The sequence below is a fragment of the Trichococcus flocculiformis genome (genome assembly GCF_900113645.1).
Classification (GTDB): Bacteria; Bacillota; Bacilli; order Lactobacillales; family Aerococcaceae; genus Trichococcus; species Trichococcus flocculiformis.
In genome coordinates, this window is record NZ_FOQC01000004.1 from 69,928 (window position 1) to 95,979 (window position 26,052).

Annotated in this window: 27 protein-coding genes; 4 read left to right on the forward strand and 23 right to left on the reverse strand. The window is 47.4% G+C overall.

Annotated elements, in window-relative coordinates; all coding sequences use genetic code 11:
* Window positions 1-206: 206 nt before the first annotated feature.
* The 18 genes from folK to pepA all read right to left on the reverse strand — a co-directional run bounded on the left by folK (window position 207) and on the right by pepA (window position 18,576).
* On the reverse strand, window positions 207-707 hold the full coding sequence (gene folK, locus BMZ71_RS03195; RefSeq protein WP_086988306.1) for a 2-amino-4-hydroxy-6-hydroxymethyldihydropteridine diphosphokinase: 501 nt from the start codon (window positions 705-707) through the stop codon (window positions 207-209).
* A gap of 4 nt (window positions 708-711) precedes the next feature.
* Window positions 712-1,080 carry a dihydroneopterin aldolase gene (folB, locus tag BMZ71_RS03200; RefSeq protein WP_086988305.1) on the reverse strand — a complete coding sequence of 123 codons (369 nt, stop codon included), beginning with the start codon at window positions 1,078-1,080 and terminating at the stop codon, window positions 712-714.
* Window positions 1,073-1,852, reverse strand: coding sequence for a dihydropteroate synthase (folP, locus tag BMZ71_RS03205; protein ID WP_086988369.1), 780 nt, complete (start codon window positions 1,850-1,852; stop codon window positions 1,073-1,075). Before folP ends, folB begins: the two co-directional genes overlap by 8 nt.
* 85 nt (window positions 1,853-1,937) lie before the next feature.
* Window positions 1,938-2,495, reverse strand: a complete 558-nt coding sequence (folE, locus tag BMZ71_RS03210) for a GTP cyclohydrolase I FolE (RefSeq protein ID WP_086988304.1) — start codon at window positions 2,493-2,495, stop codon at window positions 1,938-1,940.
* 18 nt (window positions 2,496-2,513) lie between these two features.
* Window positions 2,514-3,704 carry an amidohydrolase gene (locus BMZ71_RS03215; protein WP_086988303.1) on the reverse strand — a complete coding sequence of 397 codons (1,191 nt, stop codon included), beginning with the start codon at window positions 3,702-3,704 and terminating at the stop codon, window positions 2,514-2,516.
* Between the two features lie 189 nt (window positions 3,705-3,893).
* On the reverse strand, window positions 3,894-5,828 hold the full coding sequence (gene thrS / locus BMZ71_RS03220; protein WP_086988302.1) for a threonine--tRNA ligase: 1,935 nt from the start codon (window positions 5,826-5,828) through the stop codon (window positions 3,894-3,896).
* A 394-nt stretch (window positions 5,829-6,222) separates the two neighbouring features.
* Window positions 6,223-7,149, reverse strand: a complete 927-nt coding sequence (dnaI, locus tag BMZ71_RS03225; protein WP_086988301.1) for a primosomal protein DnaI — start codon at window positions 7,147-7,149, stop codon at window positions 6,223-6,225.
* Window positions 7,149-8,582 (reverse strand): replication initiation and membrane attachment family protein, encoded by a 1,434-nt coding sequence (locus BMZ71_RS03230; protein WP_086988300.1) that lies wholly within the window; start codon window positions 8,580-8,582, stop codon window positions 7,149-7,151. The genes dnaI and BMZ71_RS03230 overlap by 1 nt, the downstream gene beginning before the upstream one ends.
* Window positions 8,579-9,124: a transcriptional regulator NrdR gene (nrdR, locus tag BMZ71_RS03235; protein ID WP_086988299.1), complete on the reverse strand. Its 546-nt coding sequence runs from the start codon at window positions 9,122-9,124 to the stop codon at window positions 8,579-8,581. Before nrdR ends, BMZ71_RS03230 begins: the two co-directional genes overlap by 4 nt.
* Before the next feature lie 95 nt (window positions 9,125-9,219).
* A complete protein-coding gene (coaE, locus tag BMZ71_RS03240; RefSeq protein ID WP_086988298.1) occupies window positions 9,220-9,819 on the reverse strand; it encodes a dephospho-CoA kinase in 600 nt (199 codons plus the stop codon).
* A gap of 6 nt (window positions 9,820-9,825) precedes the next feature.
* Complete coding sequence (mutM, locus tag BMZ71_RS03245) at window positions 9,826-10,710, reverse strand: DNA-formamidopyrimidine glycosylase (RefSeq protein WP_086988297.1); 885 nt, start codon at window positions 10,708-10,710, stop codon at window positions 9,826-9,828.
* Window positions 10,711-10,746: 36 nt separating this feature from the next.
* Window positions 10,747-13,398 (reverse strand): DNA polymerase I, encoded by a 2,652-nt coding sequence (gene polA / locus BMZ71_RS03250; RefSeq protein WP_086988296.1) that lies wholly within the window; start codon window positions 13,396-13,398, stop codon window positions 10,747-10,749.
* Between the two features lie 21 nt (window positions 13,399-13,419).
* Window positions 13,420-13,965 (reverse strand): MaoC/PaaZ C-terminal domain-containing protein, encoded by a 546-nt coding sequence (locus BMZ71_RS03255; RefSeq protein WP_086988295.1) that lies wholly within the window; start codon window positions 13,963-13,965, stop codon window positions 13,420-13,422.
* 173 nt (window positions 13,966-14,138) lie between these two features.
* Window positions 14,139-15,470: a UDP-N-acetylmuramate--L-alanine ligase gene (gene murC / locus BMZ71_RS03260; RefSeq protein WP_086988294.1), complete on the reverse strand. Its 1,332-nt coding sequence runs from the start codon at window positions 15,468-15,470 to the stop codon at window positions 14,139-14,141.
* A 238-nt stretch (window positions 15,471-15,708) separates the two neighbouring features.
* A complete protein-coding gene (locus BMZ71_RS03265) occupies window positions 15,709-16,404 on the reverse strand; it encodes a hypothetical protein (RefSeq protein ID WP_086988293.1) in 696 nt (231 codons plus the stop codon).
* A gap of 101 nt (window positions 16,405-16,505) precedes the next feature.
* A complete protein-coding gene (gene ytpR, locus BMZ71_RS03270) occupies window positions 16,506-17,120 on the reverse strand; it encodes a YtpR family tRNA-binding protein (RefSeq protein WP_086988292.1) in 615 nt (204 codons plus the stop codon).
* 53 nt (window positions 17,121-17,173) lie between these two features.
* Window positions 17,174-17,485: a thioredoxin family protein gene (locus tag BMZ71_RS03275; protein WP_086988291.1), complete on the reverse strand. Its 312-nt coding sequence runs from the start codon at window positions 17,483-17,485 to the stop codon at window positions 17,174-17,176.
* Window positions 17,486-17,499: 14 nt separating this feature from the next.
* Window positions 17,500-18,576, reverse strand: coding sequence for a glutamyl aminopeptidase (pepA, locus tag BMZ71_RS03280; protein ID WP_086988290.1), 1,077 nt, complete (start codon window positions 18,574-18,576; stop codon window positions 17,500-17,502).
* A gap of 254 nt (window positions 18,577-18,830) precedes the next feature.
* On the opposite strand from pepA, the gene BMZ71_RS03285 reads away from it, so the two are divergent.
* Entirely contained in the window at window positions 18,831-19,181 is a 351-nt protein-coding gene (locus tag BMZ71_RS03285; protein ID WP_232309280.1) for a PepSY domain-containing protein, read from the forward strand.
* Window positions 19,182-19,242: 61 nt separating this feature from the next.
* Here BMZ71_RS03285 and trmB read toward each other — a convergent pair whose 3' ends face one another.
* The 4 genes from trmB to BMZ71_RS03305 form a co-directional block, all read right to left on the reverse strand.
* The gene (trmB, locus tag BMZ71_RS03290; RefSeq protein WP_086988289.1) at window positions 19,243-19,908 is read right to left on the reverse strand and encodes a tRNA (guanosine(46)-N7)-methyltransferase TrmB; all 666 of its coding nucleotides are present in this window, start codon (window positions 19,906-19,908) and stop codon (window positions 19,243-19,245) included.
* 72 nt (window positions 19,909-19,980) lie between these two features.
* A complete protein-coding gene (locus tag BMZ71_RS03295) occupies window positions 19,981-20,778 on the reverse strand; it encodes a phosphotransferase family protein (protein WP_068559895.1) in 798 nt (265 codons plus the stop codon).
* 508 nt (window positions 20,779-21,286) lie between these two features.
* On the reverse strand, window positions 21,287-22,519 hold the full coding sequence (locus tag BMZ71_RS03300) for an ABC transporter permease (RefSeq protein WP_086988288.1): 1,233 nt from the start codon (window positions 22,517-22,519) through the stop codon (window positions 21,287-21,289).
* Complete coding sequence (locus BMZ71_RS03305; protein ID WP_086988287.1) at window positions 22,516-23,253, reverse strand: ABC transporter ATP-binding protein; 738 nt, start codon at window positions 23,251-23,253, stop codon at window positions 22,516-22,518. Before BMZ71_RS03305 ends, BMZ71_RS03300 begins: the two co-directional genes overlap by 4 nt.
* 174 nt (window positions 23,254-23,427) lie before the next feature.
* On the opposite strand from BMZ71_RS03305, the gene BMZ71_RS03310 reads away from it, so the two are divergent.
* The gene (locus BMZ71_RS03310; protein WP_068559889.1) at window positions 23,428-23,862 is read left to right on the forward strand and encodes an HIT family protein; all 435 of its coding nucleotides are present in this window, start codon (window positions 23,428-23,430) and stop codon (window positions 23,860-23,862) included.
* Between the two features lie 2 nt (window positions 23,863-23,864).
* Window positions 23,865-24,254, forward strand: coding sequence for a YtxH domain-containing protein (locus BMZ71_RS03315; RefSeq protein ID WP_177187473.1), 390 nt, complete (start codon window positions 23,865-23,867; stop codon window positions 24,252-24,254).
* Between the two features lie 92 nt (window positions 24,255-24,346).
* Here BMZ71_RS03315 and BMZ71_RS03320 read toward each other — a convergent pair whose 3' ends face one another.
* Entirely contained in the window at window positions 24,347-24,775 is a 429-nt protein-coding gene (locus BMZ71_RS03320; protein WP_218142760.1) for a MarR family winged helix-turn-helix transcriptional regulator, read from the reverse strand.
* A gap of 243 nt (window positions 24,776-25,018) precedes the next feature.
* Between BMZ71_RS03320 and BMZ71_RS03325 the strand changes: the two genes are divergently transcribed.
* Window positions 25,019-26,005, forward strand: coding sequence for a peptidylprolyl isomerase (locus tag BMZ71_RS03325; protein WP_086988285.1), 987 nt, complete (start codon window positions 25,019-25,021; stop codon window positions 26,003-26,005).
* Window positions 26,006-26,052: the final 47 nt, after the last annotated feature.

Below are 26,052 nucleotides of genomic sequence, written 5' to 3' on the forward strand. Positions count from 1 at the left end.
AGTCGGCGGGTCATACTAACCCCGCCGACAATACTCGCATTGCTGCAAGTTACTTGTACATATCTGGCCCAGGGACGCAATTGTCCACTTAGGCGAGAAGCGGGTGCCTCTGCTTAATTTCTCAACTTTTACAGTATACCTTGTTAAAATGAAAACGTCAAGAACATTTCAACAAAAATCTTCATTTTCAATATACGTTCAGACATTCAGGATTCCGGTGCGTATTTCCAGATTTCTTCGAGATCCTTCGCTGGCAATTCCGCCACTAATTCATTGACTGTCTTATTCCATTCCGGAACGACATACTCCGGATTCAGTTCCTGCAGCGGCAACAGTACGAAGGAGCGCTCCTGCATTCTCGGATGCGGCACAGTAAGCCGTTCTTCATCGATACTCTCCACTCCGTACAAAACAATGTCGACATCCAGGGTACGCGGTCCGAATCGAATCGTCCGTACTCTACCGAGCTCCTGTTCGATAGTTTGGCAGCTGTCCAGCAAATCCAAAGGTAACAATTCCGTTTCTGCTTCAAACACTAGGTTCAGAAAATCAGGCTGATCGAGATAGCCTACCGGTTTCGATTCATAAATGGAAGATACGCGCTTCACTTCGACACCCGACAAGGAGTGGAAAAGCTCCAAGGCTTTATCAAGATGGGCTGCACGCGGCTCCAGATTCGTGCCTAATGCAATGTACACGATAGGCATGCGCTTAGCTCCCTTCCCTTTCGCGGTAGATCTCCACCGCAACGGAATCGTAATGGCCGACGATCGGTGGATCCGGCTTGGTCACTTTCACTTGGCAGGCTTGCAACCCATCAAAACGCGCAAACAAAGCGATGGCAATATGCTCGGCCAAAGCTTCGATCAGGTTGAAGTTTTCGCCCTCCACTACTGCTTTGACCGCCTTGTAGGCATGTCCGTAATGGATGGAATCCTCCATCTTGTCGCTGTAACCGGCTTTTTTTGTATCAGTATGCAGCACAATATCTACGTTAAAACGTTGTCCCAACACTTTTTCTTCCGCATTCAATCCATGGAAAGCATAGAACTGTAGATTATTCAAATAGATTTTATCCAATCGGGCTCTCTCCTTTTTTTAACATGATATCCATCATCCTTGCCATTTCCGCATTGGCCTTTACATTATGCACGCGGAATATTTGCGCACCGTTTACGATGCCTAATGCAGTCGTGGCGGCTGTCCCCAGATCGCGCTCCTTGAAGGGGATATCCCCCAATGCCGTTCCGATGAACCGTTTGCGGGACGTTCCCAGCAGCAACGGGTAGCCGAGATCCGCAAACCGCTTCAGATGATGGACCACATTCAGATTGTCTTCATAGGTTTTTCCGAATCCGCAGCCGGGATCGAGAATGATGTTTTCCCTTTTGACGCCTGCGGACACTGCGATCCGCACACTCTCCGCCAAATCAGTCAACATATCTTCGATCAAAAAGGCATAATCCGGCTTTTCCCGATTGTGCATCAAAATGATCGGCACATCAAATGACGCCGCCACAGCTGCAATCTGAGGATCGTACCTGCAGCCCCAAATGTCATTGATGATATCAACGCCGGCTTCGCAAGCCGCTCGAGCGACCGCCGACTTGTAAGTGTCGATTGAAAGCGGCACATCGACCGCTTTCTTTAGCGCTTCAATGACGGGCACAATCCGCGCAATCTCCTCTTCATCAGATATCTGCGTGTGACCAGGACGGGTGGATTCCCCGCCGATGTCGATGATATCGGCGCCATCAGCAACCATCTCCAGCGCGTGGGCGACAGCTTTTTCGACCGTGTTCCACTCTCCGCCATCGGAAAATGAATCCGGCGTCACGTTTAGGATTCCCATAATGTAACTGCGCTGTGACAGTTCATATACTTTCGTCTTTGTCGTTAATTTCAAGGTCCATTCTCCTCATCAGCGTGTACTTCGTTTAAAGTTTGATCAATTCCAGTACTTCACTTCTGGATTTGAAGGATTGTTTGAATCCACCACGGACTGCGGATGTCACAGTCTTGCTGCCCGGTTTTTTCACGCCGCGCATGGTCATGCACATATGCTCGGCTTCCAAAATGACCATGACTCCCTGCGGTTCCAGATGCTCCATCAGAATATCCGCAACCGTCGTCGTGATGCGCTCCTGTATCTGCGGTTTTTTGCTGACTTCATCCAGGATGCGGGCAAGTTTGCTCAAACCGATCACCTGTCCATCTTTCGGCATATAAGCGATATGCCCCACACCAAAAAACGGAACCAGATGATGTTCGCAAGTTGAATAGAAAGGAATATCCTTCACTAACACGATTTCGTCTGTATCTTCATGAAAGATCACTTTGGCGTGATCGGCTGGATCTTTTTCGAGACCGGAAAAAATTTCTGCATACATGCGCGCCACGCGCTTCGGTGTATCCTGCAACCCTGAGCGCTTCGGGTCTTCCCCGATCGCCTCCAAAATCATTTGGACAGCGACTTCTATCTTCTCTAAATCCATATTTATCCTCCTAAACGCTCATTTTGCGGATAACGCCGCAAGGGTGATGTCAGCGACTGCTTTAGCTGCGACCAATAGAGCTTTTTCATTGATGTCGAATTTTGGGTGATGATTATTGAACACTTCTGCCTGGTTCGGACGGGCACCGACATTCAGGAAAGCGCCGGGGATTTTCAACAGATACTGTCCGAAATCCTCCGCTCCAGTGTTGGCAGAAGTTGCGATGACTTGGTTCAAATAAGAACCGACACCGTTTTGTTCCAGAACAGCTACTGCTTTGGCAGTCTCTTTTGGATGGTTGTATAAAGGCGGGTAATCGGAGTTGTAGTCGATTTCTACCTTCACGTTATACATCTCCTCAAGACCGCGACCGATCCGGTGGAAGTGTTCCTCGATGACTTTTCCCACCTCAAGATCCATATAGCGGGCATCCCCGCGCAGAATCAGACTATCCTTGATGACATTACTGCTGCCGACCGCCTCGAAAGAGCCGATCGTCACGACAGCCATGTCATAAGGGTTGATGCGCCGGGAAACGATGGTCTGCAGGTTCATCACGAAACTGGAGGCCGCCACAATCGTATCATTGGAGCGATGCGGTTGCGAACCATGCCCGCCTGTCCCCTGGATCGTGACTTTGATGTCACTGCAGCCAGCGTAGGCGAATCCGCTCGTATAAAAGACGGTACCCACTTCATAGTCCGGATAGAAATGGATGCCATAGATTTCATCGACATCATCTAATAAGCCGGAGTCCATGATGCTCTTGGCACCGGCCGGAGCCATCTCTTCGGCATGTTGGTGCACAATTTTAACGGTTCCTTCCCATTGGTCCCGCAAGCGGATAAGACAATCCGCCAAGATCATCAGGTAAGCGGTATGCCCGTCATGGCCACAAGCATGCATGACACCGTGATTTTTCGATGCGAACGGCAGACCGGTCTGCTCCTCGATCTGGAGCGCATCGAAATCTGCCCGAAGCGCGATGGTCCGGCCGGGTTTATTTCCTTTGATCGTGACGATGATGCCATAGCCGTTCCCGACGTTCGTTTGTACATCAACCGATTTATTTTCATAGAAACGGGCGATGAACGCAGCCGTTTCTTTCTCGTCGAATGACAATTCAGGATGCTCGTGGAAATGACGGCGCAAAGCAATCATGTCATCTTCACGGCCATCCAGCATTTTCATCAATTCTTCTCTTAACATAAACCCTTCATCCCCTATCCAGCAAAATATACTAAAAAAAATTTTATACTTGCCTAGTTATATAAGAAAATAAAGGCCCGGAACACAAACTGCCATGTTCCGGGCCTTCGTCAAGCTAACAGAATCAAAGCTACATCACTGAAACTTATTGTATCATGATTTGCTCAGAAAAATGTGGATTTGATAAGATTATTTGAAGTTTTTGATTTCAGATTGAATTTCAGCCAAGAAATCATCCATGCTGAAAGTAACCATTTCTTTCGAGCCGTAGCGGCGGACAGTGACGGTTCCGTTCACCAATTCCTGGTCACCGATGACCAATTGGTAAGGGATTTTTTGAGTCTGGGAAGCACGGATCTTGTAGCCCATCTTCTCGTTACGGTCGTCAACTTCAACGCGCATACCCAACTGTTCCATTACGGTTTTCAGTTCAAAAGCTTGATCAGCATGCAAGTCCAAGTTTACAGGGATGATCGTCGCTTGGACAGGAGCCAACCATACCGGGAACGCACCTTTGTACTCTTCAATCAAATACGCCACAAAACGCTCCATTGTGGAAATGACACCTCGGTGAATAACGACTGGACGATGGTTATTTTCGCCGTCTTCGCCGACATAAGTCAGGTCGAAGCGCTCAGGCAACAGGAAGTCCAATTGAATCGTGGACATCGTTTCTTCCAATCCCATCGCTGTTTTGAACTGCACGTCCAATTTAGGGCCGTAAAACGCTGCTTCTCCGACAGCTTCGAAGTATTCAAGACCGAATTCATCCATCGCTTCCTTCAGCATCGCTTCCGCTTTATTCCACATATCATCATCATCAAAGTATTTCACTTTGTCTTCAGGATCGCGGTAGCTCAAACGGAAACGGTAATCAGTGATCTGGAAATCTGCATAAACATCCATGACCAACTGCAGTACGCGTTTGAACTCGTCCTTGATCTGATCCGGACGGACAAATGCATGGGCATCATTCAGAGTCATTTCACGCACACGCTGCAATCCGGACAAAGCGCCACTCTTTTCGTAACGGTGCATCATACCCAACTCAGCGATGCGGATCGGCAATTCACGGTAGCTGTGGATATCGTTTTTATAGACCATCATATGATGCGGACAGTTCATCGGACGCAACACCAACATTTCGCCATCGCCCATATCCATCGGCGGGAACATATCTTCATGGTAGTGGTCCCAGTGGCCGGAAGTTTTGTACAATTCCACATTCGCCATGATCGGCGTGTAGACGTGCTGGTAACCCAGGCTCACTTCTTTGTCGACGATGTAACGCTCAAGCGTACGACGGATCGTCGCGCCTTTCGGCAACCAGAATGGCAAGCCGGAACCGACTTCCTGCGAAACCATGAACAAATCCAGCTCTTTGCCCAACTTGCGGTGATCGCGTTCTTTCGCTTCTTCGCGCATCTTGATGAATTCAGCCAAGGCTTTCTTGTCGAAGAAGGCTGTCCCGTAGACGCGCTGCATCATTTTGTTGTTCGAATTCCCTCTCCAGTAAGCACCCGCCAGCGACAACAGCTTGAAGACTTGAATTTTTCCGGTTGCCGGCACATGGACGCCGCGGCAAAGGTCCGTGAAGTCTTCTTGCGTATACACAGTGATGATTTCATTTTCAGGCAACGCTGTGATCAATTCGACTTTGTAAGGATCATTTGCGAAGATTTCCAACGCTTCCGCACGGCTCACCTCACGTCTGACGATCGGATAATTCGCCTTCACGATGCTCATCATTTCCGCTTCGACTTTCGGCAAATCCTCTTCGGAAAGCTGCACTTCCATATCAGTGTCGTAATAGAAACCCGTTTCGATCGCCGGTCCGACCCCCAAATGAATTTCAGGGAACAGACGCGTCAAGGCATGCGCCATCAAGTGGGCAGCCGAGTGGCGCAGGATACCCAATCCATCTGCATGATCCGGTGTCACGATTTCAAGCGATCCATCCGTCTCCAACGGACGGGTGAAGTCGACCAATTCCCCGTTGAATTTTCCGGCCAAAGCTTTTTTGGCTAGGCTGTTGCTGATGCTTTTTGCTACTTCTTCCACTGTTACGCCGGATTCGAATACTTTTACGGAGCCGTCTGGGAAAGTGATTTTGATTTCTGACATGCTGATTCCTCCAGTTAATTAAATTCTGTACGTGCCTAAATGTTAAAAAAGGCAATAAAAAAAGCCCATCCCCAGCTTGTGCCGGAAATGGGACGTGTCTACGTGGTTCCACCCAAATTCAAAGAGTGCGACAGCCATCCGCTTCAGATTCTGTCTCATCCTTACTTGAACGCGATAACGAGCGTACCGTTTCCCCCTACTGAAGTTTCAGGGAATCTCTCGAAAGGGGTCGATACATGATTGATTAGGATGTTTCACCAAGCCATCCCTCGCTAAAAATCAGTTCATCCATCGGTGTCTTTCTCATCGATTTGTCTTTCGTTTCATCTGTAGTCCATTTAAACACAAAAAATAATTGTTTTCAAGCTTAATTTAAGAAAAGCTGAACGTCAGCCTATTGCTCGAAGCGGCGGTTCTTCCCGGTCATAGGAACCTCGCGCGACAGGAAACGGATCCGCTCCATCAGACGTTTCGCCTTCATCGGCTCGTCATCGCCTCGGTTGCCCATGCGCAAATGTTCCTCCAACTGCTGCATCGTAAAGTTGGAACTGAAGAAGGTCGGCAAGTCTTCCTGCATCCGGTACTGAAGGATGACACCGAGCACTTCATCACGGATCCAGGTGGAATTGGCTTCCGCTCCGATGTCGTCCAACATCAGAATCTCAGCTTTCTTCACGGCATCAATCTTTTCGTTGACCGTGTTGCTCTGGATCGCCTGCTTCATCTCCATCGTGAAGGTCGGATAATGCATCAGTGTCGTCAGATGGCCGCCCATTGCCAATTCATGCGCAATCGCACCAAGCAGATAAGATTTCCCTACTCCGAAAGGCCCGTAGAAATACAAAGCTTGGTGATGCTCTTTCGGATTCCCATTGAATGAATCAATAAAATTCAACGACTCCAGAATGGCGGGCATCCGCTCGTTTGATTGGACAAACCGCTCCAACGTCGCCGTACGGACATCCTTCGGCATCGACATGGAATGGACCCGGCTCCGCAATTCCTTTTCTTTTTCCCTCGCCATTGTCTCGTCCGTCGGTGTATAGACGACATCTATGTAACCGGCATTCAAGACGAGGTTCGGCTCATAACCGGGATTCTGCGATTCTTTCCCCAGCTTGATTTTCTCTTTTTCCTGCACATATTCGTGCAATTTCGAATAGCTTCTCTCGACGATTTCCCGCGACAGTCGCTCTTCGTGTTTCTGGAAGAACGCCTGCACATCGGCATCCTTCATGATTGTGTCGATCATGCCTTTGTAGCGTTGGCTGATTTCGGGATTATTCATATATTTGTAAAATGCTCTTCCGATATGATCCATCACTCATCCCCTGCCTTTCCGCTACTTTTTAATTTTTTGATGCGTTCATTCAATTTTTGTTGCGCTTCCGGCGTCAGCGGTGTTTCCACAACTGCTTTTTGCTCATCTTTAGCCCAATCCGGCAAGTTTTCTTTCTTGCGCGCCACCGTTTTCCCGTAATTCTTCGCGGTTGTTCGGCTGGCTGCCCGCTTCTCAGCTTTCGCTTTCATCTCGCCGGCGAATTGTTTTGCTTTCGCCAACGCTTTTTCCGGCGAATCGACACCATCCTGCAGCCAATCGTTTGCGATGGCTTCCACATAGGCCTTGGAAAGATGCGGATTGTTGAGGATGACCAACACATAGTGCGTCAGTACATTGAGCACACCCGGCTTGAAATCGGCTTTCTCCATCAGCGTGCGCAGCAATTGCGTCTCCGAAGCGGTCACGATGCCGCCTTTCTGCTTTTTGATGCTCGTCAAAAATTGATGCGGCGTCAATTGTTCACACGCCTTGATGAACGAGATCTCTTCACTGGAAAAGCGTGCCTGGATCAATTTTTGTTCCCGGCCTTTTTCAGTATCTTTAGCCAGTTGGATGCTCTGAGTGACTTTGTCCTTAACTTCCAAACGATTGCTGTGTCGCTGTTCATAGGCAGCAGACACAATGTTCTTGAGCGTTTCTCCGTCTACTTTGCCGGATTCGATATCGGCGGCCTCCAGAATAAACTGGGCCATCTGAAGTTCGTCGCAACCATACAAGGTGTAGAGGATAGTGATTGTGTGCTCCAATTCCTTTGTGATGGATTCGCGTTTAACAAATTGTTTGTTCAACAACTGCCGGAAAAACGAGAAGTCAAAACCATCATTCTCGATAACGGGCAGACTTGCCGCATTATCACCCAACAACGTATTATCGTTCTGCCGCATCCGCGCTTGCTCCGTAAAGGCGCTTTCCGAGAAAGAAAAAACATCCAAAAAGGACTTGGTAATATTTTCCGCATTTTTTAGGTCGCGGACTTGCCGACTGAACCGTTGCTGCAACTCACGGTATTTCCGTTCGCCGACTTTTTCGTACAACAGCAACCCCATCAGGTCATCACTGAAAAAAGCATAACTGGACAGCGGCTGCTGCAATTCGTAAAGGTATTGCTTCTCAGGCTCGTTTACCAGAAATGTCTTCAGCAAACCGATCCCTTCCAATTTCACGCGCGCTTGATAGAACTCTTGGATTCCGCTGTTTGATAGAGCCAATAATTCGGTGTGAAGCAACTCCTTGCTCCAATAGCTCTCCTGCGGAATCTCCGCAAGCAACGTCAAATAAAGGCTGAACGCTTGCGGCCCGATGATGGGCTGATACAATTGCGTCAGGATTTTGCGGTCCACATCGGAAATTAAGTTCGTCTGGCTTGCTCTGAAAGCATCCTTAGGACTTATATTTTGCCATGGATAACTCATTGTTCATTGTCTTCCTTTCCGGGGGCTGCCTCGTGGGGAGGAGCATCGGATGGTTGGATGTCTGAAGCTTCAGCAGCCGCTTGTTCGGCTTTTTTCTTCTCCATATTCTTCAATTCATCAAGGAAGGTTTTCCGGTCCGAAAATTGGCGGTAAACACTTGCGAAACGGATGTAGGCGACATCATCAATTTTGGCCAACTTGTCCATGACGTATTCCCCGATGACGATGCTGGATACTTCGTTTTCTCCGAGCGCTCGGATTTCGGCTTCCACCTCATTGACGACAGTCTCCAGCTGTTCAAGGGCGATCGGCCGTTTTTCGCAGGAGCGGATCAATCCCCGCAACAACTTTTCACGGCTGAATTCTTCGCGCGTGCCATTTTTTTTGATGACAAGCAACGGCGTTTGCTCGATCCTTTCGAATGTAGTGAAACGGAAATGGCATTGTTCGCATTCGCGACGGCGGCGGATGGCTTTCCCGTCATCAGCCGGACGACTATCGACAACACGCGATCCGTGATAGTGACATTTTGGGCATTGCATCGGCTTTCCCCCTTTTCTTTCGTTTATTATCGCTTCATTATAACATACTTGTGGCTCAAAAACCTTGAAAAGATGGTCTTTATGGCACTTTCAGGCTACACAGTTCTATGTTTGAGCAGCCAATCGTTGACTTGTTTTTTTGTTTCTTCAATTGTTCCGGAATTGTCGATGACAAAGTCAGCCAGTTCTTTTTTCTTCTCGATCGATAGCTGACTTTGCATCCTCCGGGTAGCTTCATCCGCATCCAAATGGTTGCGGCTCATCAGCCTTTGCACTTGAAGTTCTTCTGGAACATAGACGACCATCACAGCATCGCAACTGTCCTCATACCCGCCTTCGTACAGCAATGGGATATCTAGCACAATCAGATTGTGCCCTTCCGAAATATAACGCTCTTTTTCTGCCTGTATCCAATCATTGATGCGCTCCTTCAGCAACACATCCAGTTCTTTACGCTTCTCCCTATCCGAAAAAATCAGCGCTCCCAAACGTTTGCGATCCAACGTACCATCAGACAGCAGATAGGCTTCCCCAAAATGTTCGATGATGTCCGCTAACCCTGGTGCACCCGGAAGAACGACAGCCCTTGCTCCTAAGTCTGCATCGACAACCGGAATGCCCGCAGACAAAAACAGCTTCGCTACAGTCGATTTCCCTGTAGCGATGCTTCCTGTAAGTCCTAATATATAGCTCATGTTCGTTTATTTCGCCCCTTCGTAGGCAATATCAGTGATGTCTGGTGCCTTTGAACGCGTCTTCGGCAGTTGTTGACAATGCGGACAATAATGCGTTCCTCGCTGTGCAACCCTTATCTTTTCGATCGGATGACCACAGTTCGGACAAGGTTGCCCGGTTTGACCGTAAACGGCAAGAGAGACTTGGAATTTACCGGCCTCTCCTAACGTATTTTTGTAGGTCCGGATCGTCGACCCTCCGGCCTCCACTGATCTACTGATCACATCCATGACGGCTTCATGCAGCCTTTTGGCTGCAGCCGGGCCGATTGTATCGGCGGCTTGCAGGGGATGGATTTTAGCTTGGAAAAGTGATTCATCCGCATAAATGTTCCCGACGCCGGCCACAATATTCTGGTCCAGGATGACCGCTTTGATTGCACGATGCGACTTGGCAAGATCTTTTTTGAATTTGCTCAATTTGAAGAAATCCGCGGTCGGTTCCGGCCCCATTTTTTTGAAAGGTTCATACTCATCTCGCTTTTCGATCGGCAACAACGTAAATTTACCGAACTTGCGCACATCAAGGTAACGCAATTGGCGGCCATCGGCGAGATAAAAAATGACATGCGTATGCTTCTTGATCGGTTCATCGGATTCGCTGACCTCATATTTGCCTTCCATCCGCAGATGGGAAATCATCGCCCAGTGGTCCAACAAAAAGATCAGATACTTGCCGCGGCGTTCGATGGTGTGGATCTGTTCCCCCCGCAGAACCGTCTTGAAACGTTCCGTGGAGAAAGGCGGCGTGATCATACGATCCCAAAAGACGGCTACATCTATGATGACGGCTCCTCCGACAAGGTTGATGAGTCCTTTGCGGATGGTTTCTACTTCTGGCAATTCCGGCATAAGCAGGCCCCTTTCATTTATCGGTTTGTTCCTTTTTTATTTTGCATCATACCAGCTATCTCCGGAGTTGCTGTCCACTTTGAGCGGCACAGCCAAGTCAACTGCATGCTCCATGATTTCCGGCACCAATTTTTCCAAGACCGGAATCTCTTCTTCCGGGCATTCGAAGATCAATTCATCATGCACCTGCAACAACATATTCGCTTGAAGCCCTTTTTCCTTAAGGACTTTATCCATCCGGACCATCGCCACTTTGATGATGTCGGCGGCAGTGCCTTGGATCGGCGAATTGATGGCGGTGCGTTCGGCAAAGGAGCGCAGATTGAAATTGCGGTTATGGATGTCAGGCAGGTAACGGCGTCTGTGGAACAGCGTTTCGACATAACCGGTCTCTTTCGCTTCCTTGACGATATCCTCCATGAATTGCTTCACACCTGGATATTTGTCGAAATAACGGTCAATGAATTCTTGAGCAGCTTTTCGGGTGATGTTCAGGTTTTGGGACAAACCATAGTCACTGATGCCATAAACAACACCAAAATTGACGGCTTTCGCTTGTCGGCGCAGATTGGCAGTGACGTCTTCCGGTTTCTCGATGCCGAATACACGCATCGCTGTCGAAGTATGGATATCCTGGCCTTCCAGGAAGGCTTCGCGCAGATGCTCATCCCCGGAAATATGCGCCAGCACACGCAATTCGATTTGTGAATAGTCGGAGGCGAACAGCTTCCAACCTGCTTGTTGCGGAACGAAAGCTTGTCTGATTTTCCGGCCTTCCTCCATCCGGATCGGGATGTTCTGCAGGTTCGGATCGACGGAACTCAAACGACCGGTCTGCGTCAATGTCTGTTGATAACGGGTATGGATCTTTCCGGTTTCCGGTTTGATGAATTTCAGGAGTCCCTCCACGTAGGTGGATTGCAGCTTGGCCAACTGTCGGTAATTCAGGATGTGCTCCACGATCGGCGCTTGCGCCTGTAGCTTCTCCAATACATCCACCGCTGTCGAATAGCCCGTTTTCGTCTTTTTGATGGCGGGCAAGCCCATCTTCTCGAACAGGATGACACCCAGCTGCTTCGGTGAGTTGATGTTGAACTCCTCACCCGCCTCGGCATAGATGGTTTTTTCGATTTCAAGCAAGCGGCCGGCAAATTCCTCTTTCATTGTCAAAAGACGCTGCGGTTCCACTTTGATCCCTTGGATTTCCATGTGCGCCAAGACAAACGACAACGGCAGCTCCATTTCGTAATACAAATCTTTTTGCACGTTGCTTTCCAGTTCAGCGTTCAATTGGGCAAACAGCGCCTGGATCGCTTTCACTTTGCGCGCTAAATGGTCATGCAGTATTGCATCCTCGGGAACCGCCGTTTTAGCGCCTTTTCCGTAGATGGCCTCATCAAAGGAGACATCGTTGTAGCCGTATTCCTGGGCGACTTGCGCAAGATCTTTGCTGTTGTCCTTCGCATTCAGGATGTAGGAAGCCAGCAGGATATCAAAGTCGATGCCTGCCAGCGCGATACCGGCGTAATGCAGCATGACCATCGTCCGTTTGCCATCGTAAACAATTTTATGGGCTCCCACATTTTCAGCCCATTCCTCGAAAGCAACACTTGCCAGCACTGTTTCCAAAGAAGCTGTGTAAATCTTTTCATCCGTTCCCCAGCTGACTGCGAGGATTTTCCCATCATGGTAGTTGTCTTCAAGCATCTCTACATACAGTGCCATCCGGTCCGTAAAATGCTCGGGACGGATTTCCGTCAGGACTTCGAAATGGATGTCCTCGAAGGATTCCGAGCGGTCTTCCGAGGCCACGCCCAGTTTGTCCAAGAAGCCATTGAAATCCATTTCGCGGTAAAAGTCGGTCAGTTTGTCGATCTGTTTGCCTTCAACCGCCAGTTCATCAAGCTTCAATGTCACCGGCGAGTCCAGATCGATTGTAGCCAAAGTTTTGCTCATGAACGCATTCTCTTTATCATTGATAAGGTTCTCTTTCATCTTGCTTTTCTTCAGTTCATCGATATGCTCGTATAGATTTTCGATGGAACCATATTCGGTCAAGAGTTTCAAAGCAGTCTTCTCGCCTACTTTAGTGACGCCCGGATAATTATCCGACGAGTCGCCCATCAGACCTTTCATGTCGATGATCTGTCTCGGTTCGATGCCGTATTCTCCACGGATGACGTCCGGGGTGTAGGATTTCAATTCCGACACGCCTTTGACGGTGATATCGACCCGGATATTATCCGTCGTCAATTGGATCATATCCTTATCGCCTGAAATGATGACGACATCATAGCCGGCTTGATCGGCCATCCGCGAGTAAGTCCCGATGATATCGTCAGCTTCATAATTGACCAATTCATACGTCTTGCCACCAAAGGCATGGACAAGGACGCCAAAATAGGGCCACTGTTCGGATAACTCCGACGGCATGCTTGCACGCCCGCCTTTGTAGTCGCCATAAAGGGCATTGCGGAAAGTCGTTTTTCCTGAATCGAATGCTACCAACAGATGCGTCGGCTCTTCTGTCTGGAAGATGCGTTCCAATATATTATTGAAGGCGTAGAGCGCGTTCGTATGCAAGCCGTTTTTGTTGCGGAACCCATCCAGATTCGGCAATCCAAAAAAGGATCTGAAAGCCACACTGCTGCCATCCACCAATAGTAATTTTTTCTTTTTATCAGTCATCTGTTAACATCCTAACTCTGCTTATTCTGAATCGTCATCTGCCATCGTTGTAGGATAAACTACCTTATCGGCATTCTCCTCGACTTCAGTTCGCTCGTTCATGATCACGTTCTCTGCCTCATCAAAAATCAATTTGCAGGGTGTCTCTACGATCAATTCCGCATCCAATACTCGTTCATTATCCATATTCGTTCCGACAACGCTGATTGTGACTTGTTCACGGCGCTCGTCCACGCGCTCCACTTCAAAGTTGAAGGTTATCATGTTGTTATGGTAGATCGGTTCGATCACATTCAAAGAAACGTCCACAATATGTGAACCCGGACCCGGTAAATGTTTGGATACGTTGCTCGTCAAAATCCCCACCAACAATACGGTTGGCACAATCGGTTTATGAAACCGAGTCGTCTGCGAATAATCATGTTGAATATAGAGCGGGTTCCCGTCATTCGTCAACCCAAGATACAGCAAAATATCTTTGTCTTCGATGATTTCGGTGACAGTCAACGAATCCCCCTCTTGAATTTCATCAATCGATTTCCCAAGCTTTATATCTTTCAGACCCATTTTCACTTTTCCTTTCTTTGAACACATATATGTCTATCATATCAAAAACCCCGTCCCGATAAAAGCCGTTTAACCGTTTGGGCCTATTTATTCAGATAACCGGACCAAGCCCGCTCTGTCTTGCATTAAAAAAAGCCCAAGAATTGCTTCCTGGACTTTTTTGATGCATTGAATTAATTTTTTGTCGGCACACTGTGGCTCAACAGCTCTTCGTAAGCCAATTCAAACTTCTGAACATCCCCTGCACCCATGAAAATGGCGACAGCATCATGAAACTGCAAAAGCGGAGACATGTTGTTGACGTTCAACACCGTTGCGCCTTTTTCGATTTTTTCGGCCAAATCGCCGATTGAAACCTGTCCGTCCTTTTCACGAGCGGAGCCGAAGATATCGCAAAGGAAGACCTTGTCGGCCAATTCCAGCGCCTCGGCGAACTCACTAAGCAGAGCAACCGTGCGCGTGAAGGTATGCGGTTGGAAAATCGCAATGATTTCCTTTTCAGGGTATTTTTGTCTAGCTGCATCGAGTGTAGCGCGGATTTCGGATGGATGATGGGCATAATCATCAATGACGACCATATCCGAAATATATTTTTCGCTGAAGCGACGTTTTACGCCTGAGAAGGTCTTCAACTGAGCAGCAACCTTGTCTTTGTCCAATCCTTCCAACCAGCAGAATGTGAGGATGGCCAATGAGTTGAGGATGTTGTGCGTGCCGAATGACGGGATTTCAAAATGACCGAACAACTCGCCATTTATTTCCACATCGAACTGACTGCCGTTTGTGTTTTTCGTGACATTTTTGGCGACAACATCATTGTCTTCAGCGAACCCGTAAAACGTTACCGGATATTTACCTTTCAGTTCACGGACATAGGCATCCTCCCCACAAGCGATGATGCCTTTTTTCACTTGGGATGCAAAAGCAGCAAACGCGCTGTAAACATCATTGATATCCTGGTAGTAATCCGGGTGATCGAAATCGATGTTCGTGATGATGGCGTAGTCCGGGGAATAGGCCAAGAAATGACGTCTGTACTCGCAAGCTTCCAACACAAAGTACTCCGCATCTTCCCGGCCGAAGCCAGTGCCATCGCCGATCAAATAGCTAGTCGGAGCAATCCCGTCCAACACATGGGACAACAAACCGGTTGTGCTTGTTTTTCCGTGAGAACCGGTTATGGCGACGCTCGTATAGTTTTTGATCAATTCGCCTATGAAATCATGGTAGCGGATAACCGTCAAACCAAGTTCTTTCGCTTTAGCGATTTCCTCATGGGAATCAGGGAAAGCATTCCCTGCGATGACCGTCAGACCCGGTGTGATATTCGCTTCGTTGAATGGCATGATTGTGATGCTTGCATCATCCAAACCTTTTTGCGTAAAGAAATAAGTTTCGACATCGGAACCTTGGACTCTATAGCCTTTTCCATGCAGGATCAATGCCAACGCACTCATCCCGGAACCTTTGATGCCGACAAAATGATAAATCGTTTCCGTTTCCATAATTACCTCCAAATGAATAAGGAAGGTTAGTCTTTCGGCTACCTTCTGATGTTTGTGCCTCAAAACACTCTCTTAGGACATGATGACTTGCTGTCCATTTATTGAACCGGAACCAGTATAGCACGCACGAATTAAGAAAATGCATGAAATTATTTAAAATTTGATGTCAAACATGTCAATAATTTCATTATGCCACCAACCGCAGCATACAAATCAAGTTAATGTTACAATGCCATGACTAAAAATAAGAGTGACTTGCCGAATCAGCTGCCTCATGGACAAATTTCCCGGTTGCATCGTAAGAGCGTTCCTGCTCCATGATACCCAACAACGATCGGTTCATCGCCCGTTTGGATTTGCCTTCCAACGGCTGCAACTCACTTCCTCCCACGTTGTCCTCTTTCAAAACCGCATCGTCTTCAACAGGTGCACCCAATTCGAAAAGAAGCAAATCTGAGCTATTTTTTCTCAATAAGGCTGCGATCGCGCGATAGTCGATTCTCTTTTCATGCAGGTTTCCCCAACCTTTCAACGGTTCCGGCACTTCGGTCAGTTGGAAAGGTCTTCTGCTTTTATAGGATGCGAAAGGATGCATGCCCAATTCCGTGCGGCGCTCCTTCTGCTTTTCTTCCTTTAGTCTTTTTTTCTCGACTGCAAAAACATCTTCGGCAGGCTTCACAACTTTGTCCCTGAAGGAAACGAATGCCTCTTTGTTGTGGCGGATGTAAGGGACAGTATCCATAGGATGCAGCAAATCTTGTGAGATATAGGAGGACGGTTGTGCAGAATCGCCTTTTTCTTCCAGCATGCCATGCTCTTCATCCTCTTTTTTCAGGTAATTCGGAAAATCAAACTTATTTGTTGCAGGATGACTTCCATCCATCCCTGAATGATGGTCATGCCGAAAAAAACTGGGTCCATCATAGCGACTCATCCAGTCAACTCCTCTCTTGTTTTGCTTCAGGCAATGCGCTGCCTGGTTTCAATGGAATTCCTTTATTATAGTACTTCTTTTTCCGACAAAATTCCATAGGGTTATTTGGAAAATGCTGCGCCTATTGCATAGCTGTCATCCAACACAAGGATGCCTTTTTTAGGGCTTGCGTTCTCCAATTGCAATTCTTTGGCGGAACAGATCATGCCCTGGCTGGCTACGCCGCGCAATTCACCTGGCCAGATGATCAAACCACTAGGCATGACAGCGCCTGGTTTGGCCACGACGACGCGTTGGCCTTTTTTGATGTTGGCTGCACCGCAGACGATCTGCAGCACTTCACCGTTGTCCACTTCCGTTTGCGTAACGGACAGGTGGTCGGAGTCTTCATGCGGCACGCATTCCTTGACGTAACCCACAACAAATTTAGGCGAACGATCGACGACGATGGCGTCACTGAAACCTGCCGCTTGGATCAAAGTATTCACTTTTGCCGCTTCTTCATCGGATAACAGCACTTGTCCGTTTGCATCCAACACCAGCGTGTCTGAAATCGAAAATAGATTGTAGCCCATCGTTTCATTTGTACGGTTGTTGAAAATGCGTGTCACATTGCCTTTTGATTCGCATGCTTGTTCTTGGCGGACAGCGATATCCCCTTTCGTCAACATTAATGTATCCCCGACTGCTTCACGATTATAAAAACTTAACCACATGTTATGTTTGCTCCTTTATGCTTCTTCATTTATTTTTCCCAACCGAAATAGTATCACAATTGTTCCAAAAAGGCTTCAATCTCTTTTTGCGTCTTCCGGTTGCGTGAGACGAAACGACCCAATAGTTCTCCCTCAGCATAGACGACGAAGCTCGGGATTCCGGAGATCTGTAACGCTTCACCCAGCGTGCCGAAATCATCGCGGTCTATCTCGACGAAACGAAAATCCGTAAATTTATTTTCCACCTCAGGCATGAATGGGCGGATGTAATGGCAATCCGGGCACCAACCGGTCATGAAGACGAAGACCGTTTTTCCCGAATCACGCAGTTCTTTGAATTGATCCAGATCTTTCAGTTTGTCCATAATCAAGTTCCTCCTTAGTTCATGGCCATGATCGTTTCATAAGTGCTCTTGTCCAATGCTTTGATGACTTGCGCAACCATTTCCTTGGCTGCCGCGTAATCGTCGATGTGGAACATTGTCTGATGTGTGTGAATATAGCGGGCGCAGACGCCGATGACCGCGCTAGGCACCCCGTCATTCATGACATGGGCGGCACCCGCATCCGTTCCGCCTTTGGAAACAAAATACTGATAAGGGATATCATGCGTTTCCGCTGTATCCAACAGAAATTCGCGCATCCCTTTCAAGGTGATCATGCCTGGATCCTGGATCCGCAAAAGGAAACCTTCCCCCAGATGGCCGAACGTATCCTTGGTCGTCGTCAAATCATCCGCAGCCGAGCAATCCACCGCGAAGAACAGATCCGGCTTGAACTTGTGCACGGCCCCTTTTGTTCCACGCAGTCCGACCTCTTCTTGCACGTTGGAGCCGGCTATCAAAGTGTTCGGCAATTTTTCATTTTTCAATGCTTCCAGCGTCTCCAAAACGACCGTATTCCCGTAGCGGTTGTCCCACGCTTTTGAAATGATTTTCTTCTTGTTGGCGGTCCAAATTGTTTCCACCTGGGGAACAATCGTATCTCCGGGACGGACTCCGAATGCCATCGCCTCTTCTTTTGTATCGAACCCCGCATCGAACAGGATGTCCGTCACTTTGACTTTTTTGCCTTCACCCTCCCCGCGCAATAAGTGCGGCGGAACCGAAGAGGAAATCACAGGAATATCGCCTTTGGACGTCTGCAGGGTATAGCGCTGTGCCGAAACGACATAAGCATTCCAACCGCCGAGCGGCACGACCCGGAACAATCCGCGCTCCGTGATGCCGGACACCATGAAACCCACTTCATCCATGTGTGCCGCGACCATGATGCGCGGTGCCGTTTCATCTTCATGCTCTCTGATTCCGAAAATCCCGCCCAAGCCATCCGTTTCGATGCGATCCACCAAAGGCGCCATTCTCTCGCGCATATAGTTACGGATGTTGCGTTCGTTTCCGCTTGTTCCCTGCAATTCCGTCAATTCTTTGATCATAGCAAATGTTTTATCATCCATATTTGAATGGAGCAGGGCATAAATTTAGCCTTATGCCGCTCCCGATCCCCCTTAAGTGTCTGATTATCCTATCCATTATAGCGCAGCATCCTTGTCATAGCAACGATTCCATTTGTTAAGAAAGCTTGCCCAGTACAGGAAACGTTTCCTTTGCGCATCCTGGCGCTTCTGACATTTCCCTATTATTTTTTTCGTATTATTGCTATACTGAAGGAGAAAATGAGTAAGCGCATTACTTTGAGGAGGAACATAAGATGAACTTTTTGGAAAAATGCATGTGTAAAAAACACAAAGAAGAAATCTTGGGCGGTATTCTGTTCGGTGCCGGACTCGTACTCGGTTCAGTCGTGACAGCCCTTTGCTATGAGCAGAAACGGACCGTCAACGGCGATAAAATCCTGGAAAACGTCAAAAAGATGTTCTTGGCTGAAGCTCCGATCGAAGGATCATGGATCGAACTGCACCCCGTCCCGCTCAGTCGTTATTCTTCAAAGACGGATGTGTATTACGGTGGCATATCCCGCAAAGAGGACGGCGTGTTGGTACAATATGAATTCATTGCTGACGCCTACACGGGAACTATCTTGGATCTTTATAAATTGTAAAAAACAGAAAAAGGAAGGAACAAAGCTGCGAGTGCTTCGTTCCTTCCTTTTTGTCTGGGTTCTATTTTTCAGAATCAGCCGTTGCTTTTTTCGGGAACGCTGCTTCGACGCGGTAAATGCGGTCTCCTCGGGAAGAGAACTTCGCTTCGTACTCCGTCATGATGTTTCCCTCAAAGTCGCTCTTGTGCAGATCCAACCACACTTGCTTCAAAGTCATTCCATATTGCGAGAAGCTCGCCAACGAATATTCGAATAAGCCTTGGTTATCCGTCTTGAAATGGATCTCACCACCGGAAACCAGGATCTGTTCATAGTTCTGCAGGAATTTTTTGTAGGTCAAGCGGCGTTTGTCATGTTTGGACTTTGGCCACGGATCGGAAAAGTTCAGATAAACGCGATCCACTTCGCCCGCCTCAAAGAAATCTGCTACATTCTCTCCATCCGTATTCAGCAATTGGACATTTTTCAGACCTGATTCAATCATTTTATCGAGTGTCATGACCGCCACGCTAGTCTGGCGTTCGATTCCGATATAATTCACTTCCGGGTGCATGCGGGCCATCTCGACAATGAACTGTCCCTTGCCTGAGCCGATTTCCACATGGATTGGTTGGCTATTGCCGAAACGTTCCTGCCATTTCCCTTTCCAATCCGCTGGTTCCATCACAACATATTGGGTACTTTCAGCCAATTTTTCGGCAGCCCATGGTTTATTTCTTACGCGCATAATTCTCCTCTTTCTTATCTGTTTTTTTCAAAAAAAGAAATCCTTTCCGTTCGTATGATGACGAAGAGGATTTCATAAGTAACTGTTCAAGCGATTCTGATAGAGCTGTTTCAGCAACAGAATCAGTTGATTCATTTCCACATTGCGTTCCTGGGAATGGCTCTTTTTGATCAGGCAGAGGCACACCATCATGCTGTACCACTCCAAACGGCGTTCCATATTGTCATTCATCTGCAAGCCATACTGCTCCAACCATACTCTCCATTCTTCATGGGGAACGTATTGTACCAGCAAGGTACTGATGTCAGAGAACGGATCGGCAATTTTGACCATTTCCCAATCCACCAGATACAACCGGTCTTCCTCATCCAGCAGGAAATTTTTCCGATTCACGTCTCCGTGGCAGACCGTTTTTTGCGAGTCGTCGATGCTGGTGATGCTGTTCTTCACATATTCAGCAGCTTGTTGCAGTACTGAATTGGATTTAAGGTCATCCGGCAGATCCGCCACATACAGGTTGTAGAAATTGATCGGGTTGAAAATTTCGCCTTTTACCTTCTGAAGCATCTTCAGGAGGTTTTCGGAATGATGGATGCGATGCAGGATATCCCGAACGCTCTGCCCTCTCATTTCATCCGGATTCAACTCCCTGCCGTTGAGCCATTCTTGAGCTGTCAGGACGTCCCCATTGCCGACCCGTTTGGTCCAGATCAACCGCGGCGTGATCCCCTCAACAGAAAGCGCGGCTAAGAAAGGTGAAGAGTTTCTTTTCAAAAAGACTCTTTCCTCGGCTCTGGTGCCCATATAAGCTTGTCCTGTGTCTCCTCCGATGGGATGTAGCCGCCACCCTGAGTCCATTTTATAATCCATCGAGCTCATTCCTTACTCTGTCATTAATTTTGAAAAGCGGTACAAGCCCGCTCTGCCTCGAAAGAAATTTAGGAAATCTGGCCTCGCAACGTTCCCTGCGGTCACCTTGTACTGGGAATCTAAGGGATGAATCCCTAAGACTCCCATGCAAATGAGCATCGCAGAGCGCAATGGGTCAGATTTATCTAATTTCCGAGAGGCAGGCTTGGACCGCTAGACATCTTTTTAGGTGCATGAAATATTTTGCAAACTTGTGAAGCACCAAAGGTGATGCACTTTTAATTTGATAAATTTATATCATTGAAAAGAAGGAGCCGGGACGAAAGCCCCAGCTATCTCGGTCTGCTCTTCTGTTCATACGCTACTTGTTCATTTGGCGACGTAGCTCGTTTAGCTCTGAAAGCGCAACGGTCCTCGCTCGCATACAATTCTTATTTTAGATTTCTTTACATATTCAGTCAAGAATATTCCATAGGGTTTCGCAACTGAATCTATTATAATCTGCAGATCAATAATTTGTCGTTTCTCTTTTTCGAGTACGTCCGCCTGTATAAAACTGAATGAATAGCCACACGAAACCGGCGTTCAAGCCAACTGCAGCCAAGCCCATCTGCCAACTGTTGTTGATGAAGATGATTCCCGCAAAGAGAAAGCCTTCCACTCCCAATAGGTAAGCCAGAAAATGCTTGAATCCGGCGAATTTATCTTCGTGCTGCGTCGGATATAGCCGATACAGCATATTCTCATTGAAATGGAAGTACAGCGGCAACAGCTGAAAGCCTGTCAAGTAAAGGAACAACAGACTGAGGCCTAGAGAAAATCCGGCTGATGGCGTAAACAGAAGCAGCAGCGCTCCGATTACCAATAAGCGGAAAAACAAGCCGCTGTAATCTGTCCCACGCAAAAATGCCCGCGCATATAAATACTGATAGGAATTACTGTTGCCTTCAATCTGACGCAACAAGCCGTCGAAATATTTTCTTCTTTTTGCTTTGCTCTTCACTTGAGGAACATCTGTGAAAAGATTGATGATTCGGTTTATGCGTGCTTTTTGTTGTTCTTCCGAGGCGATCATCTGCTCCCATTGATAGAGCGGATAGCGCGCCTCATACGCCACTTGTACTTTTTTACGCAGAAACATAGTATACAGCGTTACAAGTACCGACGCAACCCATGGATTGAAAAATATCGCGATAGTGACCGATAATATCGCCGCGCATGCCAGATACAGTTTGTTTTTTCGCCGGATCTTCTTATCGCCTATCTTCAGACCCAACTCCTGGAGGTCCAAATCGACGATTTTTAAGAGGAACAAAGTTGCATAAATCGGCAGCAAATCACTTGCCCCAATCGTTCTCCCGGCAAAAAGCATCGGCATAGCTGCGGCTGCCACAAAGAATAAGAGAATCGCCGGAAGGATCAAGCTGTATTTTTTCGCTTTGCTGAAATAGCTTCCCCATTCCTTTTCCTTAGCCAAAAGGAATACTTGGTCGGCCGGCTCCAAAAAAGTCGCCAGCTTACCGATAAAAATGCTGCCGGAAAAAATAGCTACTATCAGAAGCTTTCCCCAAAGGAAATCCGGTGTCACGGTTTTCACGAATTCGGAATATTGATAAGCCAAAGCGCCCAACAGAAAGAGGAGCACGAGGACGAAATGATCATTGAAGATATATTTGCTGTAGCGGCTGAATTTTTTCAGGTGCAGTTGCTGCCTTCTTTTCCAGATACTGTCCAAGTTCATGGTTGCGCCACTTCTTTCGTCAAGCTGATGTAAAGCTCATCGAGACTTGCTCCCGGCATACCCATTTCATGCTGCAGGTCTACCATCGTGCCTGTCACTTTGACCTCACCATGGTGCAGCAGGACGAAATTATCACATTCTTTCTCGGCAGACGCCAATACATGCGTGGACATCAGAATAGCTGCACCTTGCGCTTTTTTCTCCCTGACCATCTCCAGGAACGAGTGGATGCCAAGCGGATCCAGACCCAGGAATGGTTCATCGATGACGTATACCGGCACATCCAACATGAACGCGCAAACGATCATCACTTTTTGCTTCATGCCTTTTGAAAAATAAGCCGGAAACCAGTCCAGCTTGTCCTCCAGACGAAAATCCCGGATGTAGCGCATCGCCTTTTCCATGGCGACTGCTTCCGTGATTCCGTAGGCCATCGCCGTTATTTCCAGATGTTCCCTTAAGGTGAGCTCTTCATAGAGCACCGGCGTCTCCGGAATAAAAGCGAAGGACTGACGATATCGTTCTGCATCCTCGCGCAATGTCCGGCCATCGATCGCACTCTTTCCGCTGAAAGGCATCATCAGACCGATGATGTGTTTGATGGTCGTACTCTTGCCTGCTCCGTTCAATCCGATCAATCCAGTCAGTTCACCAGCTTTGACCTCAAAATTTATATTTTTTATGACGGGCAATTGTGTATAGCCGCCCGTGACATTCTCCAATAATAGTGACATTTAACCGTCCCTTTCACATGCGTTTGTGCCTTATATTATAACACAGCCTCGCCCCAACCCAAATATCTTGCTGAGCGAAGCGCCATTTTGCCCTCAGGATATCAAAAAAAACGCAAATATGATAAAGTTATGCTATAGAATAAAGTAGATAATGGACAGAAAGAGGTCGAGCCTATGACAGATTGTATTTTTTGCAAAATCGCGAACCACGAAATCCCGAGCAGCATTGTCTATGAAGATGATGTCGTCATTGCGTTTCTGGATTTATCCCAAGTGACGAAAGGTCATACACTGCTGGTACCCAAGAGGCATGTCGCTGATATTTTTGAATATGATGAAGAATTGGCGAAGGAAGTCTTTTCGCGCGTCCCTAAAATCGCACGCGCAATCGAACGTTCCAGCGATGACATTTTAGGGCTGAATATTCTGAACAATAACCGTTCGATAGCTTATCAATCCGTTTTTCATTCGCATATCCATTTCTTACCGCGTTATGAAGATTCGGACTCGGATGGTTTCGGTTTGAAATGGAAAACGCACGAAGGAAAATACTCACAGGAAGAATTGGCGAAAGTAGTGGCATCCATCAAAGAGAGTCTGGAGGAATAGATATGCGCTCATTTATGGAAGGAATAGTATTCGGTACGGTAGTCGGCGGTCTGCTGGGGTTGCTGAACACCCCGCGCAGCGGAAAAGAAAACCGCGCGAAAGCGAAAGCTTACCTTGAGGACAACACGCTTGCGGTAGAGGATCTCAATGAGAGCGTTCAAGGTTTGCGCAAAGCGATCCAATCCTTGACCAACGAAGGATTGGCTTCCGTCAATGCCGTTTCAGAGGAAGTCACCAAATCGATTGAGAGCTTTACGCAACAGGCCCAACCAAGAATCAACCGCATCAACGATAAACTTGCCGTTTTGACTGATGATATGGAAAAGTCGCAGCAAGCATGGAATCGCAAATGCCTGCAACGACAGATGCCCCATCACAATAATGTACATTAAAAATACGACTTGCCAAATGCACACCGGATCATCGGTCATTTGGCAAGTCGTATTTTTTTACTTCCTATCAAAAAGACTCCAATCAAGAAGCTCTACTTATTTTGAATATCATCTTGTTTAAACAGTATTTGGATTGGCATTTCCGAAAAAGACTCCGTGAGTACCTGTTCCACCGTCGCAGCCGCTGCCTTCAGTTTTGCCGCGCCCGTTTCGGTTAAGGACGTATAGATGCTCCGCCGATCATGCTCGCAGACATTTCGCTCCAACGCACCACAGCCCTTAGCCTCAAACTTGCTGACCAGTCTCGATACCGCACTTTGGCTTAAACCAACCTTTCCCTCCAAATCCTGGAGCTTCAGTTTTTGCTCCGGTTCCTGTGATAAGAAATAAAGGACATAGAACTCTTTCAGAGAAAGATTATGGTTCATCTGCAAACTTTTTTCCAATGCGCTCTCGACTTTCAGATGAAAATTGTTGATCTCCAGCCATTGGCAAAACGCAGAACTCATTTCACATTTCACAAAGTCCCCTCCATCCCTTTCGAATTATCAGCTTATGATACCAAATATTGGCATTTTGAGCAATCTGCCGCGACTCGACGCGGATACTTTGTATACTTCCGGTTTTATCTGCAGATATGAATTTTCTGAGAAGTTTGCTAGCGTTTTTAAGGAATATTTTCCATAATCACGGCGTTTATGATATATTTATAGATGGTTATTCATGGGATAGATAAATAGAAATAGATTGGAAGTGCCACATTCATGAAGAAGAAATTATCATTGACGTCCGTTGCTTTCCTGACGGCCATCACGTTAGCAGGCTGTGCGACTGGCGAAACTGTCGCAACGACTCCAGCAGGCGATGTCACGAAAGATGAACTATATGAAGCAATGAAAGCCTCGATCGGTGAAACCGTCTTGCAACGTCTGATCTTGATCGACGTATTGAACGATGCGATCGGCAAGAATGAGTTGGAAGCGGAGACGGAAGCTGAACTGTTGACGACCATCCAACAATACGGCGGTGAAGAAACATTCAACTATATCTTGTCACAATCAGGCTTCGCAAATAAGGAAGAATACCAAGATGTTCTATATTTGAACAAACTGATCGAAGCAGCAGTAAGAGCTGAAACAACTTTCACGGATGAAGAAGTGGAGGCTTATTATGAAGCTTACCAACCACAAATCAACGTACAGCATATCTTGGTTGCGGATGAAGCGACTGCTGTAGACTTGATCAACCAGATCAATGAAGGCGCGGATTTCGCGGAATTGGCAAAAGCCAACTCGACTGATACCGGAACAGCTTCAAATGGCGGAGAAACAGGATTGTTCGGAGAAGGCGAAATGGTCGCAGCATTCGAAGAAGCCGCTTATGCGCTAGAAGTCGGTGAAGTGACACAAACACCAGTCGCTACCGAATACGGCTACCACATCATCAAAATGATCGAGAAGACAGAAAAAGGAACATTGGAAGAAGAACGCGAAAACATCGAGAAAGTGATGATGGACGAAAAACTTGCCGACAATGATTATCTGACATCCGTCATGTCCACAATCGTCCAAGCCGCGAACGTTGAAATCAAAGACGAAGACCTGGCAACAGCGATCGATCAATTCTTACCTGTTGAAGAAACTAGTTCATCAGATGCAACATCCGAAGCAACAACTTCAGAAGAGACTAGTTCAGAAGCAACTTCTGCAATTGAAGAAGCGGAATCAGCTACATCCGAATCTTCAAACTAATACCAATAACGTAAAACACGCAAGCTACCGGCTCTTGATTCCGGTAA

Coding starts and splice junctions, on each gene's coding strand:
- folK (WP_086988306.1), bottom strand. CDS start 707: ATGCCTATCGTGTACATTGCATTAGGCACGAATCTGGAGCCGCGTGCA.
- folP (WP_086988369.1), bottom strand. CDS start 1,852: ATGGGAATCCTAAACGTGACGCCGGATTCATTTTCCGATGGCGGAGAG.
- folE (WP_086988304.1), bottom strand. CDS start 2,495: ATGGATTTAGAGAAGATAGAAGTCGCTGTCCAAATGATTTTGGAGGCG.
- BMZ71_RS03215 (WP_086988303.1), bottom strand. CDS start 3,704: ATGTTAAGAGAAGAATTGATGAAAATGCTGGATGGCCGTGAAGATGAC.
- thrS (WP_086988302.1), bottom strand. CDS start 5,828: ATGTCAGAAATCAAAATCACTTTCCCAGACGGCTCCGTAAAAGTATTC.
- dnaI (WP_086988301.1), bottom strand. CDS start 7,149: ATGGATCATATCGGAAGAGCATTTTACAAATATATGAATAATCCCGAA.
- BMZ71_RS03230 (WP_086988300.1), bottom strand. CDS start 8,582: ATGAGTTATCCATGGCAAAATATAAGTCCTAAGGATGCTTTCAGAGCA.
- nrdR (WP_086988299.1), bottom strand. CDS start 9,124: ATGCAATGCCCAAAATGTCACTATCACGGATCGCGTGTTGTCGATAGT.
- coaE (WP_086988298.1), bottom strand. CDS start 9,819: ATGAGCTATATATTAGGACTTACAGGAAGCATCGCTACAGGGAAATCG.
- mutM (WP_086988297.1), bottom strand. CDS start 10,710: ATGCCGGAATTGCCAGAAGTAGAAACCATCCGCAAAGGACTCATCAAC.
- polA (WP_086988296.1), bottom strand. CDS start 13,398: ATGACTGATAAAAAGAAAAAATTACTATTGGTGGATGGCAGCAGTGTG.
- BMZ71_RS03255 (WP_086988295.1), bottom strand. CDS start 13,965: ATGGGTCTGAAAGATATAAAGCTTGGGAAATCGATTGATGAAATTCAA.
- murC (WP_086988294.1), bottom strand. CDS start 15,470: ATGGAAACGGAAACGATTTATCATTTTGTCGGCATCAAAGGTTCCGGG.
- BMZ71_RS03265 (WP_086988293.1), bottom strand. CDS start 16,404: ATGAGTCGCTATGATGGACCCAGTTTTTTTCGGCATGACCATCATTCA.
- ytpR (WP_086988292.1), bottom strand. CDS start 17,120: ATGTGGTTAAGTTTTTATAATCGTGAAGCAGTCGGGGATACATTAATG.
- BMZ71_RS03275 (WP_086988291.1), bottom strand. CDS start 17,485: ATGGACAAACTGAAAGATCTGGATCAATTCAAAGAACTGCGTGATTCG.
- pepA (WP_086988290.1), bottom strand. CDS start 18,576: ATGGATGATAAAACATTTGCTATGATCAAAGAATTGACGGAATTGCAG.
- BMZ71_RS03285 (WP_232309280.1), top strand. CDS start 18,831: ATGAACTTTTTGGAAAAATGCATGTGTAAAAAACACAAAGAAGAAATC.
- trmB (WP_086988289.1), bottom strand. CDS start 19,908: ATGCGCGTAAGAAATAAACCATGGGCTGCCGAAAAATTGGCTGAAAGT.
- BMZ71_RS03295 (WP_068559895.1), bottom strand. CDS start 20,778: ATGGATTATAAAATGGACTCAGGGTGGCGGCTACATCCCATCGGAGGA.
- BMZ71_RS03300 (WP_086988288.1), bottom strand. CDS start 22,519: ATGAACTTGGACAGTATCTGGAAAAGAAGGCAGCAACTGCACCTGAAA.
- BMZ71_RS03305 (WP_086988287.1), bottom strand. CDS start 23,253: ATGTCACTATTATTGGAGAATGTCACGGGCGGCTATACACAATTGCCC.
- BMZ71_RS03310 (WP_068559889.1), top strand. CDS start 23,428: ATGACAGATTGTATTTTTTGCAAAATCGCGAACCACGAAATCCCGAGC.
- BMZ71_RS03315 (WP_177187473.1), top strand. CDS start 23,865: ATGCGCTCATTTATGGAAGGAATAGTATTCGGTACGGTAGTCGGCGGT.
- BMZ71_RS03325 (WP_086988285.1), top strand. CDS start 25,019: ATGAAGAAGAAATTATCATTGACGTCCGTTGCTTTCCTGACGGCCATC.